Below are 17,371 nucleotides of genomic sequence, written 5' to 3'. Positions count from 1 at the left end.
ATCACAGCACGACCGGACCCGCCAACGGCGGTAACGCTACAAATCCCTACGATCACACTGCGGCATCACGGGCATAGGCTCGCAAACTGCACTCTAAGAGCCCCGCCTCTGCGCCAGGGGATCGACGGGAAGCGGGCAGAGCCAGCAGGATATTGGCGGCGGCTGCGCTCCAGGCGGCGCGTTGGCTGGGGGTGAGCTGGTCGAGGGTGACGGCTTGGACCAGGCGGTGTATCGAGACCAGCCCGTCGCGCGGGCGGCTGATCAGGCAATAGCGGCGCAGCGCGGCTGCCGCCGTGTTGACCTGCAGGCGTCCGACGGGGAGCAGGCTCAGCTGCTTCTTGGCGCTCTTGCCGATCCCGAGTTCGACGAGCGGATCAAATGGCGAGGTCGTCGAGCAACAGCTGGTACGGGATGTCGTCGGGTGCATAGCAGGCCAGCAGCCGGAGCAGGGCGATCGCCTGCGGGACGGTGCCGGCGAGCTGCTCGAAGGCGGCCTGCCAGGTCGAGGTGACCCTCTCGGCGTATCCCCAGGGTTTGCCCCCGGCGAGCAGGGCGGTCCGCTGGCGGGCCAGCAGGTCGAGGTAGTCGCTGGGGCCGGCGCCGGTTTCGGCCATGTAGGTGCCGGCCTGTTCGAGCGCCAGCGGCGGGCCGGCGAGCTCGGCGGCCACAGCTCCCAAGGCTTGCGTTTCCTGGCGGGCGCTGCGCTCCAGCAGGAAGGCGGTGGCCGGTTCGAGGTCCAGGACGGGCAGTTCCAGACTGTGCGGCTCCGGCCAGCTCCCAGACCGGCTGGTGATCAGGACGTGTCCGGATCCGGTAGGCGGCAGGAAGCCGTGGAGGGCGTCGGCGTTGGGTACATTGTCGAAGATCAGCAACCACCGGCCAGGATGGGTGCCGAGCACGGCGTGCACCAGGTGGACTGGATCGGCGCCGTCGGCCTGTAGCCCGCCGAGGTGGACGGCCAGCTCGGCAACCGGGGCCGACAGCAGCGTGGGATCCTCGGCGGGCAGATGCACAGATCAGCTGATACTCGTGCTGGTAGCGGTGGCTGTATTCGGCCACCAGGCTGGTCTTGCCGATGCCGCCCAGGCCATGCACCGCCATCCAGCACGGCAACGCCTCAGCGGCGGCCAGGCGGTCATGCAGGCTGGCCAGCGCCTCATCACGCCCAGCCAGGTGGAGCGGGCGCGGCATCAGGCGGACCAGCCGGGAGTGCGTCTGCGGCGCCGGCGTATGGAAGGTGGCATGCCCGATCAGCGTGCCGCCGCTCATACTTCCGACCGCCACAGAGCCCGATCCCAGCGAGGACACCTGGCCTGCCGGCGAGGCCGCCGCCTGCTGGCGTAGCTGCATCCAGAGCCCAGCTACAGACACCGGCAACCCCAGGCCACCAATGACCATGCTCACCACACTGGCGACCTTGTCCCGCTCATCCAGGTTGGCGCCGGTGAAGAATACCCACGCGCCCCAGCCCACCAGCGCCAGCGACACCACGACGGCCAGCGCGATCAGCACGCGTCCAGCGTGACGCCCTCACCGCGCACAGCGCGCAGGACGTCGCAAACCCGTTATCCCTTGCCGGGCATGTCTCATGAGCGAAGAGCCGGGCCTCAGCACATGCTACTGACCAGTAACAGAACAGTGCGTATGCACTCTTTCCTTACCAGCGAGTATGCCTCAGCGCGGAGGGCCCACCGACCTCAGAGTCGGAGGGCCCCTTTCGCCGGCTCGCCGGCCGGATCAGCGCTTGATGTCGTAGCTGTGGCCCACAGCCTTGGGGTAGGAGCTGGGGCAGTGAGCGTACGCAGTGCGCGCGAGCTTGTCGCCCGCGTTCACCTTCCAGGAGCTGTAGACCTTCTTCTTCGCGGTGCCGCTAGCGCAGGTGGCGACTGCGCGGACGTAGCCTCCACCGCCCGAGCAGTTCGCCCAGGTGTAGGCGTGCTGATACCCAACTCCGCTGTTGCAGCCGCTGGGGAGCGGCTCGGCCTGGGCGGCGGACGACATCATCGTGATGGTGGCCGCAGTCAGCATCGTGGCTGCAAGGCCAAAGATCGTCTTCTTCATCTGCGCGATCCTAGGCATTTACGCGCCTTGACGTGCCGATCGCACGAAAATATCCCCCTGTAGGGGGAGAGACTGCCAGAGGTCTCTCCCCTACAGGGACCAGCAGCCTGCTCCCCCTCCTATCCCCGCTCGCAGCTCACAGGGCGACCGCGAGAGCGTGCCCCTCACGCCTGCGGCTGCGGCACCCACCCGAGTACCAAAATGCCAATTACCTTGACGACCGCCGCCGCCTGCGCCTGCACGACCGTCGAGGCCGCCGTGTTCGACACGATGCGCGCCGACCGGTGCCCTGCCCCGGCCTCGCCAGCGATCGCGACGACTGGAGGCGCGGTGAAGGTGCCAGCGGGCCAGGTGAAGGTCAGGTTGCCGTCGCCGTCGGTCACTCTGTGCCCGCCTTCCACACGGAGACCTGCTGGGGCGGCCTCGCCGGGCGGCCCCAGCGGTCCCGGCAGCCCTGCCGGTGCGAGGGTGGCGGCGCTGCCGCTGGTGCCGCTCATTCCGCCGCCGTGGTGTAGGCGACGGTCACGGTCCCAGCCGAAGCGGTGACCGACAGCGGCCCGGTCAGGACCCGCGTCACTGTCGCAGGCGACCGACCAGGACACCGATTCCCCCTCGTGCAAGGTCGAGACGCCGTCCGCGGTGCTGACCTGTTCGTCGCCTCCCCACGCGACGAACGTGACCGCCTGCAGGAGTGCCACGCCGTCAGCGCTCCACGATCCGCCCGCGGGAACCTCGATGCGGTGGGCCTGAACCGTGACCGGGGGGGTGCGCCCTCGACCGGGCAGGCGGCCGGTGCGATCGGCGTGTACTGCGGTGAGGTCGTCGGGGTAGGCGCCGAGCGTCGTGAGTGTGCCGTCGTCGGCGACCACGATCAGCTCGATGTGCTCGGTGTCGCCGATGCCGTCGCCGTCGGTGTCGTCGCCGTTGGTGTCGTCGCAGCGGCACTCCTGGAACACCACGAGGGGCTGATCATGATCGGGTCGGAATGTGCCCATGGTGCCGGTCGTGCTGTAGTGATGGCGCCGTCAAGGAGGGGGTCGACGACGGCGGTGACGCCGCCCAGGGCCTCGCCCGCGGCCGTCGCCGCGCCGGACCAGTCGAGCCCTGCCCCTGCTCTCGGCCGGCGGGGAGGCTGTGTCCTTGCGGCTCGGGGATACGATGCGACACTACGACCTGCACCACGCCGGACGGACAAGAGCTGCGCCGCTTCCGATGAGGTGCCGAGCCCGCCGCGACAAGCGGAAGCGCACGCCCTCATCCCTGGTGGAGCGGATCACTGCAGTGCGCCTGACCACGAAGTGGCTGATCAGTGAGCACACGCGATTCGTCCAGGGCTCTCACCTACGTGATGCCGCCTGACGATGGCGAGCTTTGGCCTTGTAATGGCTTGAGAGGATCGTTGCGCTGGATGTCGATCGTACGGAGCGCGGGTGTCGTCGGGCAGGTCGACCTCGGGCAAGAGTGGCGGGAGAGCGTGGCGCCGAGCCGTGCCAGCGCCTGGTCCATACCGGCGATCACCTCCTGGTGTTCCCTGCTGAGGTTGCTCGCTCCGGCGAGCATGGCCGCCTGACGGGCCTGCACGAGGAGTTTGGAGGTGGTGGTCTTGCCGTTGTCCAGGGCCGGCCACGATGAGATGGCGTGGACCCCGGCGCGTGGTGAGAGTGGGCCGCAGCATGTGCTCGCTGCGGTCGAGCACATGGCGGATCACGCTGCCGCGCTCGGCCCTACCACCAGCGGTGGCAGGCAGGTCAATGGCGACCTCGTGGACAGGCAGGCCCTTACCGTCGCTGCTGCCGGCTTTGTCAAAGTAGATGGTGCCGTCGCCGATCACGGTGGTGCGGGCGCGGGAGCGCAGGCCCGGTTCGAGTGGATCCAGCGGCAGGGAACCGGCGATCTCGGCCAGTTTCGCGAATACGTCGGTGGCGGTGAGGAGACCCGGGAAGGCCTGCCGCACACCCGGGTGAGCACTCAAGGCGCTTCGCGCCGACGACCCCGGGACATATCGGCGGGCCGTGTCGAAGGACAAGCTGAAGCACCTGACGGAGATCTACGACGCCTGCTTCTTCAACAGTCTCGGTCCGTCGCAGTCGCCGGGTTGATCGCGCGGCAGGGGCGTGGCCGCGGCCTATGAGGCGCGCACCAGGCGGTTCTCGTAGGCGAAGATCACGGCCTGGACTCTGTCACGAAGCCGGAGTTTGGCCAGGATGCGGCCGACATGGGTCTTCACCGTGCCCTCGGACAGGAACAGCAGGCCGGCGATCTCGGCGTTGGACCGGCCGAGCGCGATCTGGTGGAGGATCTCGCGTTCTCTCGGGGTGAGCGCGGCCAGCGGGTCGGGCTCCGCGTGGAGGACGGGCAAGTCGGCGGCGACGTGGTCAATGAGCCGGCGGGTTGTGGACGGGGCGATGACCGCGTCGCCCCGGTGCACGGTGCGGATGGCGGCCAGCAGGTCTTCCGGCGGCGCGTCCTTGACCAGGAAGCCGCTGGCCCCGGCCCGTAGCGCCGCGAAGGCGTACTCGTCGAGATCGAACGTGGTGAGCACGACCACTCGGGGCGCGGGCCCGGTGCCGGCGAGCAGGCGGCGGGTCGCCTCGACCCCGCCCATGCGCGGCATCCGGACATCCATGAGGACGACGTCGGCGGTGGTGACGGCCAGCTTCTCCAGCGCTTCCGCGCCGTCGCCAGCCTCGCCGGCCACCGTCATGTCGGGCTGGGCCTCGACCACCATCACGAAGCCGGCCCGGACCATCGCCTGATCGTCGACGAAAAACACCCTGATCGTCACGTCTGCTCCGTTCGCTGGAGGTACGGCAAGCGGGCGGACACGTGGAACCCGCCGGTCGTCGCCGGTCCGGCGGCAACCGTACCGCCGAAGGCCTGGAACCGCTCGCGCATGCCGACCAGGCCGAGCCCGGTGCCGCCGCCGGGCGGGTGGGAATCTCTGGGGCCGTCGTCCTGGACCTGGACGGCGAGCCCGGCGCTTCCCCAGCTGAGCACCACCTGGGCCCGGCGGCCGGCGCCCCCGTGCTTGAGCGTGTTCGTCAGCGACTCCTGGACCAGCCGGTAGACGGCCAGTTCGGCGGCGGGACTGAGCCGCCGCTCGGCGCCGTCCTGCCGGAACGTCACCGCGAGCCCGGCGGCTCTGGTGCCCTCCAGCAGCCGGGGCAGCTCGGCCAGCGTCGGCGCAGAGCCGGCCGACTCGGACTCCAGCGGCGTCTCGGCGCGCAGCAAGCCCAGCAGGCCGCGCATGTCGGCGAGCGCGTGGCGGCCGGCGTCGGCGATCGTGGTGAGGATGCCGGCGGCCCGGTCCGGGTCGGTGCGCACCGCGTACGTGCCGCCCTGCGCCTGGCTGATCACCACCGACAGCGAATGGGACACCACGTCGTGGATCTCCCTGGCGATCCGGGCGCGCTCGTCGTGCACGGCCCGCCGGGCGCGTTCCTCCCGGTCGGCCTCGGCCCTGCGGGCGCGGTCCTCCAGCGATTCCAGGTACGCGCGTTGCGTCCGCCGCCACAGGCCGAAGCTCCACATCATCATCGTCACGGCCAGCAGGAAGAGGAACACGAACGCCGGGGGCAGGCCGGACGCCTCCCGCGGATTGAGCCAGAACCGCAGGCCGACCACGGCGGACCCGAGCAGGGCCGCGACCGGCCCCCAGCCCAGCGCGCGCCGTGATCCGTAGGCGCACATCGAGTAGAGCGACCACGGGAACACCAGCATCGACGGGGGCAGCAGCAGACCTCCCGCGCCGGCGAGCATCGCCGCGCATCCGGCGGCGACCGCGCCGAAGGACGCCAGCGGCGCCGTACGGCGCAGCGCCATCGCGGAGTGGGCCAACAGCGCGCCGGCGAACGCCACCGGCGACGGGCCGGGCGCGATGGTCAGCACGACCCAGGTCCAGCCGAGCAGCGGCAGGCCCACCAGCGTCGCGAGCGCGGCGTCGGCGGTCGGCGTCCTGACCTGCGCGAGCAGCCTTCCGATCACCTGTGACATGGCCCCGAGTCTACGAACGCGCCGGGGACGCCGCGTCTGCCTGCGGGCCCGCCCGTGTACGCCTGAGGTCGCATCTTTCCCGGCCGGCAGGCAGACGCGGAAACGGCGTCCGCGGCAGGAGTGTGGAGCACCGGACGACATCGAATGGAGAGTCATGAGGCATCGATCACCCGTCGCGGGCCATCTCGCCGCGGGCTGGGCGGCGGCGTACGCGGGACTGCGCGCCTACTGGAGCATGGGCGGCGAGTGGCTCGCGGCCCGCTGCACCCCCATCGAGGCCGCCACCGCGGCGGATCAGTGCGCCGGCCGGCCGCTGCCGCAGCTCGACGGCCTGGCCGGCTGGGGGAGCGTGCTCGCGCTGGCGGGGCTGGCCGTGCTCGCACTGGCCACGGTGCGGCCCTTCGGGCGTCGCCTGCCACGCACCGCCCTGCTCGCGGCGATCTGGGCCGGCACGCTGGCGCTGCTGTGCTTCGGCGGCCAGATCCTGCTGCTCAACCTGCTGCGGGTGCTCCTGTGGGTCACCGGGCTGCCCGGCTGGGCGGCCGAGCCGTACTGGACGCTGGTCGTCGACCAGCTCATCGTGCTCGCGGGTGTCGGCGCACTCGCCGTCGCCGCCTGGTCCTTCCAGCGCCGTACGCGGCCGGAGTTGACGGACGCGCGAGCCACCGGCCGGTGGCTGCGCGCGTACGGCTGGACGGCGGCGCTCGCGCCATTGCCCTACGCGACCCTCAAGGCGGTGTGGGCCCTGGGCCACCCGGTGGGCGGCTACCAGGAGTCCGGGCTGGCGGGCGCGCACCACTGGTACAGCCCGCTGACCGACTTCAGCGTGACCATCCCGGTGTGCGGGGCGCTGTGCGCGGTCGCGCTGATCCAGGGCTGGGCACGTTGGGTGCCCCGGCCGCTGGTGCTGGCCGCCGGCTGGACCGGTGGGGTGGGGCTGCTGTCCATGGGTCTGCCCGCGGCGGTGACCACGCTCGGCGCGCTCGCCGGTCTCACCGAGCTCCCGAGCGCGCCCGGCAGCGCGAACCCGTGGGTGTTCGGTGTGACGTACGGCGGATTCCTGGTCTGGGGTGCGGCCCTGGTCGGGCTGATCACTTGCTATCAGGCACTCAGCCGGCGCCCGGCGCAGCTCCGGGCCGTCCGGCCCGCCGCGCGGAAGGAGAGCATGCGATGAGGAAGAGACTGACGTGCGTCCTGGCGGTCCTGGCACTGCTCACGACCGTGCAACCGCAGGCACAGGCCGCGGCCGCGGCCGCGTCATGCGCGGGCGCGACCGAGCGCTGCGACGCCACGCTGGAGACGCCGCTGGACCCGGCGGACCCGGCGGGCGAGAAGCTTTCGATCGCCTACACCTGGGTTCCGGCCACGGACCGGACGCGCCCGCCCACCGGCACGATCCTCGTCCTGCCCGGCGGGCCCGCGCCCTCCCTGTGGGCGGTCGACAGCACCAGGGCCTGGCTCGGGCCCGCCCTGGAGCGCCAGAACCTGCTCATGCTCGATCAGCGTGGCTGGGGCGGGTCGAGCCCGCTGGCCTGCCCGGGACTCGACCTGACCGAGCCGGCTAGCGTACATGACTGCGCGGGCCGCGGCCGCTTCTTCAACACCGCCCATGCGGCACGTGACATCGAAGCGCTGCGCGCCACGCTCGGAGTGCCGAAGCTGACCGTCTACGGCTATTCCTGGGGCACGCTGCTCGCTCAGGCGTACGCGGCCCGATACCCGGACAGGATCCGCGCGGTGCTGCTCGACAGCGTGCTGTCGGTCGACTCCCGCGGCTACGCGGACATGTCGTTCGCCCCCGCCGCGCGACGCGGCGTGGCCAACCTCGATGCCATCTGCCGGCCGTCGGCGCGGTGCCGGCGTATGCCCGGCCGGCCTGCCGAGCGCTGGACGGCGCTGATCAAGCGACTGCGGTCGCACCCCGACCCGAAGGTTTCGGTTCGCGACCTGGCCCGCCTCACCGGCAACCTGGCCGATCCGAGCATCGGCCGGGAAGCCGGCGCAGCCGCCGACGCCTTCCTGCGCGGCGACTCCGCGCCCCTGCACCGCCTGGTGACCAGCTTCCCCGACCCGGGGGCGATGCCCAGCAGCCCGGCACAGCTGGCTTACGTCTGCGCGGACTCGGCGTTGCCGTACGACCGGGCGGCCGGTCCGGCGCGGCGGCGCGAGCAACTGGAACGATACCGGTCCCGGCAGCCATCGCGTCCCTACACGGCTGCGGAGGCGTTCGGGGCGGCAGGAGAGGCCGCCGACTGGTGTCTCACCTGGCCCGTACCGAACCCGGCGCCGCCGGTGCCCGCGAAGGCGGCCTACCCGTGGGTGCCCGCGCTGGCCATCGGCGGCCAGTTCGACACGACCACCCCGCCGGGCAACGCAGTCCGGGCGGCGCGGCGGTTCGGGGGTACGGCCGTGACGGTGCCGTTCGGCGCGCACATCGGCGCCTCGGCCGGGCAGAGCGGCTACCGTCTGTGCCTGCGATCCGCCGTACGTTCGTTCGTGACCCGCTTCGACGCCCCCGCGGGGGCGGGCGGCTGCAGCGCGGAGAACTACCGGGCGATGGGCCGCTTCCCGCGCACCTCCGGTGAGCTGCCGCGGCCCCGTGTCCAGGGGCTCGGCTACGAGCAGCGGAAACTGCTGGCCGCGGCGTTCGCCACGGTGGACGACGCGCTGGCAGCCCGCAACCCCAACGTGGCGATGCCGCCGGGAGACGCCGCCGCCCCCGGGCTGCGCGGCGGGCGGATCGACCACCACGCCAGCGTGACGCGCCTGGTCGCCGCCCGGTTCGTCGCCGACGTCGCGGTGACGGGGGAGATCCGCACCGGCGACGCCGGGCGGGCCACGGCGGCCGTGGAGATCACCCGAGCCGGGTCGACGGTGAAGGCGGTCATCACCTGGACGCCGTTCGAGGCGACCGACCGGCCGATGGTCAACGGCACCCTTGACGGGGTCGCCTTCCGAGCCGCGGTCCCGAGGCTCTAGGAATGTCCTGAAGATCTTGGTGGTCTGGCCACCGCGGCCGATCGCAGGAAGCAGCCCGGCGCGCAGCAGCGAGGACTTACCCGCTCCTGAAGCGCCGGTCACCACCACAAGCCCGGACAGGCCAGTCGCCGGGAGACAGCGGTGACCAGCTGTGCGGTGATCACCTCCCGGCCGTAGAACACCTCGGCGTCAGTTTCGGCGAAGGGCGCAAGCCCTCGATACGGGCACTCGTCGTTCCACCGCTCCCGACCGCCGCCGGTCGCGCCGGCCGCCTGTGGCCAGGGAAGCTCCGACACCAGTTGCAAAAGCAGCCGGATATCGGTTGCCTGCCGATATTGCAGATCCACCACCAGGCCGAGCTGGGCTCCCTGCTCGTCCTGGCCATCCCGCAACACCCGTAGATGATCTTCGATGGCGGTCAGCGTGAAGGAGAATTCGGCGAACTCCCGCCCCAGAGCGGCCAGGCCACGGGTGAGGTGTTCCTGCAGGTCGCGATCCCCGGCCTGGATCGCCGCCTCGAGCGCGGCGCCGACAGCGCCGATCTGGTGCAGGACATGCGCGATCTCCGCGCGCAACCTTTCGGCCTCGGGCCCGCCGCCTTCCAGGATCTGCTGGATGCGCTGCTCCAGGTCGTCCTCGGGCATCCGGCGCGAGGACTCGTCGCCGTTGCCGTCGCCGCTGCTGTCCTCGCCGAGGCGGGCAATACCGGCTTTGACGAGGTCAGTTAGCAGATTTCCACCGACGGCGGTAGCGGCCCCGAGCAGTGCTGCCCCCGCCGTCGCTTCACCCGGTTCCAGGAACGCCCCGAACGCGCCCGCCGACAAGATGGCCAGCAGCGCCGGGGACGACAGACGGCGCACCCCGGAGACCGTGCTGCGGGCCAGACGCGTAACCTGGGCCCGCGCTCCGGCCCGCATCCGCTCGGACCGAGCCTCCTGCTCCTGGTGCTCCTCGCCGCCCACCCCGCCACTTTCACTCACCACGGCCGGAGAAATCTGCGCAATCTCCGATCAGGTGTCGCCCAGTTCCGTCTCAGGTTCCGCCACCAGAACGGACGCCCACGCTGGATGAAGGCAGGTCCGACGACGAGCTGCGAACGAGCCGCCTCCACAGCGGGGGGGGCAGTCCAGCTCGCCTCGCGCACGGCATCGCGCACCATGGGGGGTGGCCCCTGCCCGCGCCGCGGGCAGGGTCGGTGATCGCGCCCGGCCGCGGCACCGATGACGTGCTCGCCGTGGTGCGGGCGTGGTGCGGGCGCGGCGTAGGCCGCTCGACGCTGTACCAGGCGCTGGAGGGCGACGAACCGCTCGCCGCACCCTGACCCCGGCCCAGGGCTACTGGAGGCGGAAGAGGTTTTCGAACTTGAAATCCTTGACCTTTTTGCCGAAGGCCCAGTGCCAGGACTGACCGGACACGCCAAAGGACAGGTCGGGGCCGTAGAAGCCGAGGGTCACATCGGCGCCGAAGACGTTGGTGGACGAGTGGACCGTGCCCTCGTTCCGCGCCCCGGACAGCTGCAGGTGTGAGGGGTCCAGGCCGTAGCCGAAGAGCCGGGGCGTCACGGTCACATCCGCCGTCCAGGTGCCGCCGGGATGGGTGTCCACCTCGATCAGCAGGGAGTGCACGCCGGGAATGAGGACAAGGCTGTACTCCTTGTGGGTCGCGGTCTCCCCTTCCAGGGGCTGGAGATCAGGCTGCTGGTCGGTCGAGATGGCCTGGATGTAGGTCCATGCCAGATCTTCGGCGTCCTGCCCGATTTCATCAGCGAACCCCTGGAGTTGTTCCTTGATGTAGACCACCGGGTCGTTCTCGGGCTTGGGCCCCCTCTTGGGGAGAGGCATGCCGTGCTCCGTTCCTGCGGCCCGCGCGGGTAGGCGGCCCAGCCGGTTCGGAGTGTCGTAGGCGTTGGCCTGGCTGGTGGCGAATGGGAGGAGTGCGGTTCCAGGCGCGGCGGAGGCGGGGCCGGCGCAGGTGAGCACAAGGATTCCGGTGGCGGCTGCGGCCAGGAGTGCGGAGATGTGTCGCATCGGCTATCCAATCACGGAACGGTTCTGACCCGTCACATCCTGTAATCAATCGCGACTCACTGTCACTGTCGCCGGGGGGAGACGATCCTTCCTGGGGCGCGCGGTACGACCGCCGCCCGACCGCCGCCGGGCTGGAGGAGGCCAAGACCGCCGCAGAGAACTCGGCCGCCCAAGCCCGCGCTGAGACCGACCGTCTGCGCGCTGAGCTGGACCAGACACGGCAGCGTCACGCCGTCGAGACGGACGGGTTGCGCGAGGACCTGGCCGCTGTCGGGCAGCGCCTGGAGGAGACGCGCGACCGGTTGACCGCCGCGCAGTCCGCCGTGCAGGAAGCTCTGCATCGGGCGCGGGTCGCCGAAAGCGAGGTGGTCGCCATGGAGGAGGCCAAGAACGCCGCGCAGGCACCGGCCCGGGAGGCGGACGCCCGCGCCGGCGAGCTCCTGGCGCTGCTGCGCCAGCGCGACACCCCGGCCTGACCAGCCGGACGCCGCAAAGACGCCAGGCCGGGGAAGGCGCCGGGCTGCGGACGGAGGAACCGACATGGACGGAGACATCGACTGCGTCGCCGTGGCGCTGCTGCGCAAGCTCAAGCCCGAAGTCCAGACCGAGGTCCTGAACAGCTCGGAGTTCACGGCACTCCCGGACGGGGAGCAGGCGCCATGACCATTGCCCGCGAGGTGCGTGACAGGTATACAGTCGGTGACAATTGGCGAGTTGACCGTCTACTGGCAGCCACGTCGGGCACTCAAGGAAATGAGCATTCAACGCCCACGACATGGAGGCGCTACTCCGCACCATCAAGTCCGACCGGAGTAGCCATCAGCCCCGAAGGCGTTTCCCGGGGACGCGAAGAGTTGGCCTCCTGCCTGGAGGAGTTCTGGGAGGCATTCCCCGATGTCCAGGCCGTGGTCGTAGAGTCCTTCGATATCGAAGATTCGACTGTTGGCGAGCTTCTCATCGTAGGCACTCACAGGGGACCGTACACCATGCCCGATGGCCAAGTGATTCCCGCGACGGGTCGCCCCATTCGGTTGCGGTGTTGCTATGTATGCACAATAGAGGACGATCTTGTGGCGAGTTTGCGTCTATATTTCGATCAACTGGAGCTGCTCACCCAGCTTTCCTGTTCGACGACCTTTCATCACGGGTAGCGAATCAATCTGATTCAGCTCGCTGCTGGAGGTGCACTCACGAACCGGCTTCCTGGAAGCCAATGCCACCTGGCAGGGATGTCCCTCTACGCGCACGACCTTCCGGCTCGTGGCAGCAGGCGCGACATGGAGCGCCTGGGGCCGCACTTGCTCGCACCCGGACGCCCCATGCCCACGACCTGGCTCCCCTCCAGTAGCCAGCCGCCCTCCTTGGATATCAGCAGATCGTCGGCATGAAAGGTGCTCAATCGGGCCTGGGGCTCCACCATTCCGGCGTTTCGTGAACGTCATTTGCCCCTCTCCCACTCCGCGGCAGCACGAGCATCAACCCGTCAGCATGCATACTCAGGCCCCCTACCAAGGACCCGTCAGCCCATGCTGCCGGGGCCTTCTCAAGCCTCGGCAGATCGTGGCTCTTGGGCCGCTCCGGTTCCCCGGACAAGAGCACCAGCGCGGTCACGGTACGCTCTACGACGCGCTGCATCACGGCCACGTCGAGATCGCACGCCTACGTGAGAAGCTGGCCGGGTTCCCGCTGCCGCGTGCAGCCGACCGGCGGCCGACAACAGCCCGTGACCTCATCGGGACGCCGCCACCAGCCCGAATCGCTCGTCCCTGTCACAGCTGCGGACGTGGCAGGCGCGCACCGCTCACGTCACCATCGGCATGCTGCGGTCCAGGCCGGTGATGTGCAGCAGCCGGGACATGAACGGGCGGGGTGCCTTCAGGGCCAGAACGATGCCCATCGACCGGGCTCGGCGCTGGATGCCGACCAGGACGCCCATGCCGCCGGCGTCGCAGAACGACACCTGCGAAAGGTCGATGATGAGCAGGCTCGTGCTGTAGCGCAGCGTGCTCAGCAGTTGGCGGCGGAGCGCCGCGCTGGTGAGAATGTCGATCTCGCCGGTCAGATGAATGGTGGTCGGCTTCGACGGGTCAGCCACGCCGAGTGGCTCGGTGTCGACGACGGTCATGGAGGATTCTTCTGGAGGAACTGGAATGGGATGAGGTGCCTGCCGACCGGAGATCGGTCCGCCGCCGGACGGGGCGGATCCTTCTACCGTCCGATCCGGTCGGCAGACGGCACGCGGGTCACGCCGACGCTGATGACCCACTGGCGAGGAGGGTGGATCCTGGTCGGTGACCGACCCGCCCTCGTTCTCCCAGTCGGCCGTGCCGTCGGTGGCCGTCCCGCGTAGAGCCGGATCGGGGTCGGACGGCAAGCGCGCGCCGGTGAGAGCGTCGCCGACGCTCAAGCCGGCCTCCTGGGCGGTGAGGTCCAGGGCAGTGAGCTTGAGCGTGGCCTCAGCAGGACAGCGGGCGGTGCCGGGCGGGATGACCAGCAGGACGACCGGCTCGCCGGACGCGAAGCTGAGAGTGATCACGCGCGGGTCGGTGTGGCGGAACCAGCCGACGCGGACCTGCCGCCCGCGGGCCGGGATGCGGGGCGGGATGTTCCGCCATGCATCGCCATATACGCCGATACGGAGCGTGACACGGCCAAGCCGCCGGTCGACGGCGGCGATGAGGCTGGGTAGTTCGGTGGACGCGTCACGAGAGTAGGGCCACCAGGCCCCGTCCACGACCGCTCGCCGATCCAGCTCCGGGTGGAGACTGAGTCGTAGCGCGGAATCGACCTGCGGCATCGCAGCGGAGGTGGAGCTGAGCGGCGCGAGTGGAGAAAGAATCGTCGGCGTCATGGTCGCCTCGCCTGTCCGGGCCCTTTCGAGGGGCCGGTGGTGATTCGCCGGGGGCGACGCAGACTTGAATGCCAACGCTCGAAAAGTCCTCGGTAGCTATATTCTACCTCGCAATTCCCGGATTTCCCAATTCCGGAATTAGGCCGGACAGGTGGCTCCGAGAACACAAGCCGCTCCGGCCCCCGCCGTCCCGGCCGACTGCACCGCCGCGCTGGAACGCGCCCCCTCACCGATTCCCCACGACCCCGACCAAACCCCACACATCCTGCGTCACGCCTTCACCACCCACCTCATCTACGACGGCATGGACCCCGTCCTGGAGGGCCGAACCGAACCCGGCCCCTGCCCTCGACCTGGGAGTACGGAGATGAGCACGATTGTGGGATCCCGCCTCGGGGAACATCTGTAGAGCGGCCACCGGAGGAATCAATCTTGAATGGTGAAGCACGCCGGTGAGGGGTGGTCGCCGGGCTCCTTCACCGTCCTGGCGAATCAGTAAGAGGCGGTCGCCAGCACATGAACATGCCCTGGTCGCGCAGGGCAGGGTGACGCGGTCGTGGGGAGGCTCCGATCGGGGCGTAGACAGCGTGGGACGGCATGCTGCACATGGCGTCATAGGCAGTTCCGGCGGCTTACAGCTCGCGTTGCGCGGAGGCGGTGATCGGCTCAGGTGCAGGAAGCAGGTGCAGGAAAGAGGGGGTAGAGCCGGCCATGGACGAGGGGATCGTGAACCGGTCGGAGGGTTTCGGTGAGCGCCTGCTCGGCCTGCTGGACAGGGCACGGCTGATGCCCCCGCAGCTGATCGCCCCGCTGATCGCGGAGGAAGTGGCCAGAGTTGGCGGCCGTGACGTCTCCATCCTGCTCCAGGACTACGCGCAAGAGCTGCTGGTGCCGCTTTCGGGCAGGAAACTGCACGTTGGTCAGCCGGTGCCGATGACCGACTCCCCCGCCGGCCGGGCCTTCGTGAGTGCGGAGGTCGTCGAGGTATCGCAGCCCCGTGGCGTACGCATGTATCTGCCGCTGCTGGACGGTGGCGATCAGGTAGGTGTGATGGCCCTGACCTTGGATGCCGTCACCGACGACGACCGGCGCCTGCTGCGCCGACTCGCCGGCCTGGTCGCCGACATGCTGGTCACCAAGAACGCCTACACCGACCAGTTCTTCCTGACCCGGCGCCGGGAACCGATGAGCGTGTCCGCGGAGATCCAATGGAGCCTGCTGCCGCCGCTGTCGATGTCCGTGCCGCAGGTCGAGGTGGCCGGCATCCTGGAGCCCGCCTACCGCGTCGCGGGCGACAGCTTCGACTATGCCCTGAACGACAACATCCTGCACGTGGCCGTGATCGACGCCATGGGCCACGGCCTGGACGCGGCCTCGATGGCGACCATCGCCATCGGCGCCTATCGGCATGCCCGGCGCGAGTTCATCAGCCTGGCCGAGAAGTACGCATTCATGGACGATGCCATATCCCAGCAGTTCGGGCCCGACCACTTCGTCACGGCGCAGTTGATGCAGGTGAACATCACCACCGGTGAGCTGGAGCTGGTCAACGCGGGTCACCCGGCGCCGCTGCTGATCCGCGGTGGCCAGGTCGCGCGCACGCTGGAGAGCGCGACGACGTTGCCCGTCGGCTTCGGCGGCGAGGAGCCCCGAATCGCGGAGCATAAGCTGCAGCGGGGAGACCGGGTGCTGTGCTACACCGACGGCATCATCGAGGAGCACGTCGCCGGCGGGGAGTTGTTCGGCGAGGAACGCCTCATCCGCTGTGTCAAGCGTGTGGGGGGAGAGCCGTCGGAGGGAGTACGGGCGGACCTGCGCCGGCTCTCCCACACGCTGAAGCGGGAACGAGGCGGGCGTACCAGCGACGACGCCACCCTTTTCATGATCGAGTGGCACGGGGGCGCCGCCGACCACCTCGCGGTCATTGACTGAGCGCACCGACGTCGACCGAGTCCTGTACCGCTTCAAAAGTCGTCGCAGGGGGCTTGACCTGCAGATCGACCTGAGGTGCTGGCTCAGGCAAGATCGGTTCTTGTGTCTCTTCGTCTCCTCTACCTGATCGTGATCCGGGTGTTCGGCTGGCTGGTGCTGCTGGGCCGCAGCGAGGCAGTCAAGGACGTCGAGATCATGATGCTTCGGCATGAAGTGGCGGTACTACGGCGTCAGGTCGTCCGGCCAAAGCCGGGCTGGGCCGATCGAGCGGTCCTGGCCGCTCTGGCGCGGCTCTTATCGCCTGGACTGCGTGCTCACCGGCTGGTCACGCCGGGCACGCTGCTAGCCTGGCATCGCCGACTCGTCCGACGCCGATGGACGCATTCAAGACGGTCCGGCCGGCCTGTGCGGTGCCAAAACTCGTCCATGGCGTCTGACCGGGCCTTTTATCCTCAGCACTCGTGTTCCTACGCCTGCTGTATCTGCTGATGGTCCGGTTGTTCGGCTGGTTGACGCTTCTCTCGCGGGGCGACACCTCCAAGAACTAGAGATCTTGGTGCTACGTCATGAGGTCGCAGTCCTGCGTCGTCAAGTCTCCCGCCCGCAACCGGACTGGGCCGACCGGGCGCTGCCGGCCGCACTGGCGCGACTGCTCCCCATACGGCTTCGCCTCCATCGGATCGTGACGCCGGGCACCTTGCCGGCCTGGCACCGCCGCCTGGTCAGCCAAACGCTGAACCTACCCGAACACAGCCGGACGTCCACTGATACCGGACGAGCTGCGTGATTTGGCGATAAGGCTGGCCAGAGAGAATCCCCGATGGGGGCACCGGCGGATCCAAGGCGAACTGCTCGGCCTCGGCCATCGAATCGGGGAGGGCACCATCCGCCGGATCCTCGCCGCGGCCGGCCTCGATCCAGCGCCACGCCAGGCGTCACCGACCTGGCGACAGTTCCTTACTTCGCAAGCCTCCGGCATCTTGGCCTGCGACTTCCTGCACGTCGACACCGTGTTCCTCAAACGACTGTACGTCTTCTTCGTCATGGAGATCGAGACACGGCGTGTACACCTGCTGGGCGTCACCTCCAACCCGACGGGCGCATGGACGACCCAGCAAGCCCGGAACCCGCTGATGAACCTGGGTGAACGCGCCGACGCCTTCAGATTTCTTGTCCGAGACCGTGACGGCAAGTTCCCCGCATCTTCGATGAGACGTTCACCGCCGCCAGCATGCGGGTCATCAAGACGCCCGTCCGGTCCCCACGAGCGAACGCGTTCGCCGAACGATTCGTGGGAACACTACGCCGAGAGTGCCTCGATCACCTGCTCATCCATGGCGAGCGGCACCTGCGCAAGGTCCTGACCGAGTACGAACACCATTTCAACCATCATCGCCCGCATCAGGGCCGCACCCTCCGCCCTCCGCTGCACGACCCCAGCGAAGTGATCGACGTAGCCACCCCGATCCACCGCCGGAGGACCGTCACCGGGCTGATCAGCGAGTACCGCAGAGCAGCCTGACCGTCC

19 protein-coding genes and 1 pseudogene are annotated in these 17,371 nt (G+C 69.5%); 10 read left to right on the top strand and 10 right to left on the bottom strand.

The features are described 5' to 3' along the window. Nucleotides 1–52: 52 nt before the first annotated feature. The 4 genes from AB0J97_RS50755 to AB0J97_RS50740 all read right to left on the bottom strand — a co-directional run bounded on the left by AB0J97_RS50755 (nt 53) and on the right by AB0J97_RS50740 (nt 3,020). A complete protein-coding gene (locus AB0J97_RS50755; protein ID WP_364104414.1) occupies nt 53–427 on the bottom strand; it encodes a hypothetical protein in 375 nt (124 codons plus the stop codon). Beyond that, on the bottom strand, nt 375–1,013 hold the full coding sequence (locus AB0J97_RS50750; protein ID WP_364104411.1) for a hypothetical protein: 639 nt from the start codon (nt 1,011–1,013) through the stop codon (nt 375–377). The genes AB0J97_RS50755 and AB0J97_RS50750 overlap by 53 nt, the downstream gene beginning before the upstream one ends. Before the next feature lie 724 nt (nt 1,014–1,737). Further along, a complete protein-coding gene (locus tag AB0J97_RS50745) occupies nt 1,738–2,061 on the bottom strand; it encodes a hypothetical protein (protein ID WP_364104408.1) in 324 nt (107 codons plus the stop codon). Between the two features lie 164 nt (nt 2,062–2,225). After that, nucleotides 2,226–3,020 carry a hypothetical protein gene (locus AB0J97_RS50740; protein ID WP_364104405.1) on the bottom strand — a complete coding sequence of 265 codons (795 nt, stop codon included), beginning with the start codon at nt 3,018–3,020 and terminating at the stop codon, nt 2,226–2,228. 449 nt (nt 3,021–3,469) lie between these two features. On the opposite strand from AB0J97_RS50740, the gene AB0J97_RS50735 reads away from it, so the two are divergent. After that, complete coding sequence (locus tag AB0J97_RS50735; protein ID WP_364104402.1) at nt 3,470–3,631, top strand: hypothetical protein; 162 nt, start codon at nt 3,470–3,472, stop codon at nt 3,629–3,631. Nucleotides 3,632–3,655: 24 nt separating this feature from the next. After that, nucleotides 3,656–4,192 (top strand): hypothetical protein, encoded by a 537-nt coding sequence (locus AB0J97_RS50730; RefSeq protein ID WP_364104399.1) that lies wholly within the window; start codon nt 3,656–3,658, stop codon nt 4,190–4,192. Here AB0J97_RS50730 and AB0J97_RS50725 read toward each other — a convergent pair. Together AB0J97_RS50725 and AB0J97_RS50720 are read right to left on the bottom strand one after the other, a co-directional pair. After that, on the bottom strand, nt 4,187–4,846 hold the full coding sequence (locus AB0J97_RS50725; protein WP_358293671.1) for a response regulator transcription factor: 660 nt from the start codon (nt 4,844–4,846) through the stop codon (nt 4,187–4,189). The genes AB0J97_RS50730 and AB0J97_RS50725 overlap by 6 nt on opposite strands. Next, nucleotides 4,843–6,054, bottom strand: coding sequence for a histidine kinase (locus tag AB0J97_RS50720; RefSeq protein WP_364104395.1), 1,212 nt, complete (start codon nt 6,052–6,054; stop codon nt 4,843–4,845). The genes AB0J97_RS50725 and AB0J97_RS50720 overlap by 4 nt, the downstream gene beginning before the upstream one ends. Nucleotides 6,055–6,208: 154 nt before the next feature. On the opposite strand from AB0J97_RS50720, the gene AB0J97_RS50715 reads away from it, so the two are divergent. Next, nucleotides 6,209–7,228, top strand: a complete 1,020-nt coding sequence (locus AB0J97_RS50715; RefSeq protein WP_364104392.1) for a hypothetical protein — start codon at nt 6,209–6,211, stop codon at nt 7,226–7,228. Beyond that, a complete protein-coding gene (locus tag AB0J97_RS50710) occupies nt 7,225–9,033 on the top strand; it encodes an alpha/beta fold hydrolase (RefSeq protein ID WP_364104389.1) in 1,809 nt (602 codons plus the stop codon). The genes AB0J97_RS50715 and AB0J97_RS50710 overlap by 4 nt, the downstream gene beginning before the upstream one ends. Nucleotides 9,034–9,078: 45 nt before the next feature. Here the strand turns inward: AB0J97_RS50710 and AB0J97_RS50705 are convergent. Both AB0J97_RS50705 and AB0J97_RS50700 read right to left on the bottom strand, forming a co-directional pair. Then, a pseudogene (locus tag AB0J97_RS50705) lies at nt 9,079–9,135 on the bottom strand (hypothetical protein); the annotation flags it as partial. After that, complete coding sequence (locus AB0J97_RS50700) at nt 9,132–9,995, bottom strand: hypothetical protein (RefSeq protein WP_364104386.1); 864 nt, start codon at nt 9,993–9,995, stop codon at nt 9,132–9,134. The pseudogene AB0J97_RS50705 and the gene AB0J97_RS50700, both read right to left, overlap by 4 nt. Nucleotides 9,996–10,228: 233 nt before the next feature. Here AB0J97_RS50700 and AB0J97_RS50695 point away from each other — a divergent pair, with 233 nt between their 5' ends. Then, nucleotides 10,229–10,354, top strand: coding sequence for a hypothetical protein (locus tag AB0J97_RS50695; RefSeq protein WP_364104383.1), 126 nt, complete (start codon nt 10,229–10,231; stop codon nt 10,352–10,354). A 13-nt stretch (nt 10,355–10,367) separates the two neighbouring features. Here AB0J97_RS50695 and AB0J97_RS50690 read toward each other — a convergent pair whose 3' ends face one another. Continuing rightward, a complete protein-coding gene (locus tag AB0J97_RS50690; RefSeq protein ID WP_364104380.1) occupies nt 10,368–11,060 on the bottom strand; it encodes a hypothetical protein in 693 nt (230 codons plus the stop codon). Nucleotides 11,061–11,308: 248 nt separating this feature from the next. Between AB0J97_RS50690 and AB0J97_RS50685 the strand changes: the two genes are divergently transcribed. The 3 genes from AB0J97_RS50685 to AB0J97_RS50675 all read left to right on the top strand — a co-directional run bounded on the left by AB0J97_RS50685 (nt 11,309) and on the right by AB0J97_RS50675 (nt 12,211). Then, nucleotides 11,309–11,536 (top strand): hypothetical protein, encoded by a 228-nt coding sequence (locus tag AB0J97_RS50685; RefSeq protein WP_364104377.1) that lies wholly within the window; start codon nt 11,309–11,311, stop codon nt 11,534–11,536. 64 nt (nt 11,537–11,600) lie between these two features. Next, a complete protein-coding gene (locus AB0J97_RS50680) occupies nt 11,601–11,723 on the top strand; it encodes a hypothetical protein (RefSeq protein ID WP_364104374.1) in 123 nt (40 codons plus the stop codon). Then, on the top strand, nt 11,720–12,211 hold the full coding sequence (locus AB0J97_RS50675) for an ester cyclase (RefSeq protein WP_364104371.1): 492 nt from the start codon (nt 11,720–11,722) through the stop codon (nt 12,209–12,211). Before AB0J97_RS50680 ends, AB0J97_RS50675 begins: the two co-directional genes overlap by 4 nt. A 650-nt stretch (nt 12,212–12,861) precedes the next feature. Here the strand turns inward: AB0J97_RS50675 and AB0J97_RS50670 are convergent. After that, nucleotides 12,862–13,911, bottom strand: coding sequence for an STAS domain-containing protein (locus AB0J97_RS50670; protein WP_364104368.1), 1,050 nt, complete (start codon nt 13,909–13,911; stop codon nt 12,862–12,864). A 711-nt stretch (nt 13,912–14,622) separates the two neighbouring features. Between AB0J97_RS50670 and AB0J97_RS50665 the strand changes: the two genes are divergently transcribed. Together AB0J97_RS50665 and AB0J97_RS50660 are read left to right on the top strand one after the other, a co-directional pair. Continuing rightward, nucleotides 14,623–15,843 carry a PP2C family protein-serine/threonine phosphatase gene (locus AB0J97_RS50665; RefSeq protein ID WP_364104365.1) on the top strand — a complete coding sequence of 407 codons (1,221 nt, stop codon included), beginning with the start codon at nt 14,623–14,625 and terminating at the stop codon, nt 15,841–15,843. A 1,231-nt stretch (nt 15,844–17,074) separates the two neighbouring features. Further along, on the top strand, nt 17,075–17,365 hold the full coding sequence (locus AB0J97_RS50660) for an integrase core domain-containing protein (RefSeq protein ID WP_364104362.1): 291 nt from the start codon (nt 17,075–17,077) through the stop codon (nt 17,363–17,365). Nucleotides 17,366–17,371 lie beyond the last annotated feature (6 nt).

The organism is Nonomuraea sp. NPDC049607, assembly GCF_040675375.1.
GTDB lineage: Bacteria > Actinomycetota > Actinomycetes > Streptosporangiales > Streptosporangiaceae > Nonomuraea.
The sequence above is the reverse complement of the archived record's forward strand: the minus strand, read 5'-3'. Positions and strand labels throughout refer to the sequence as shown.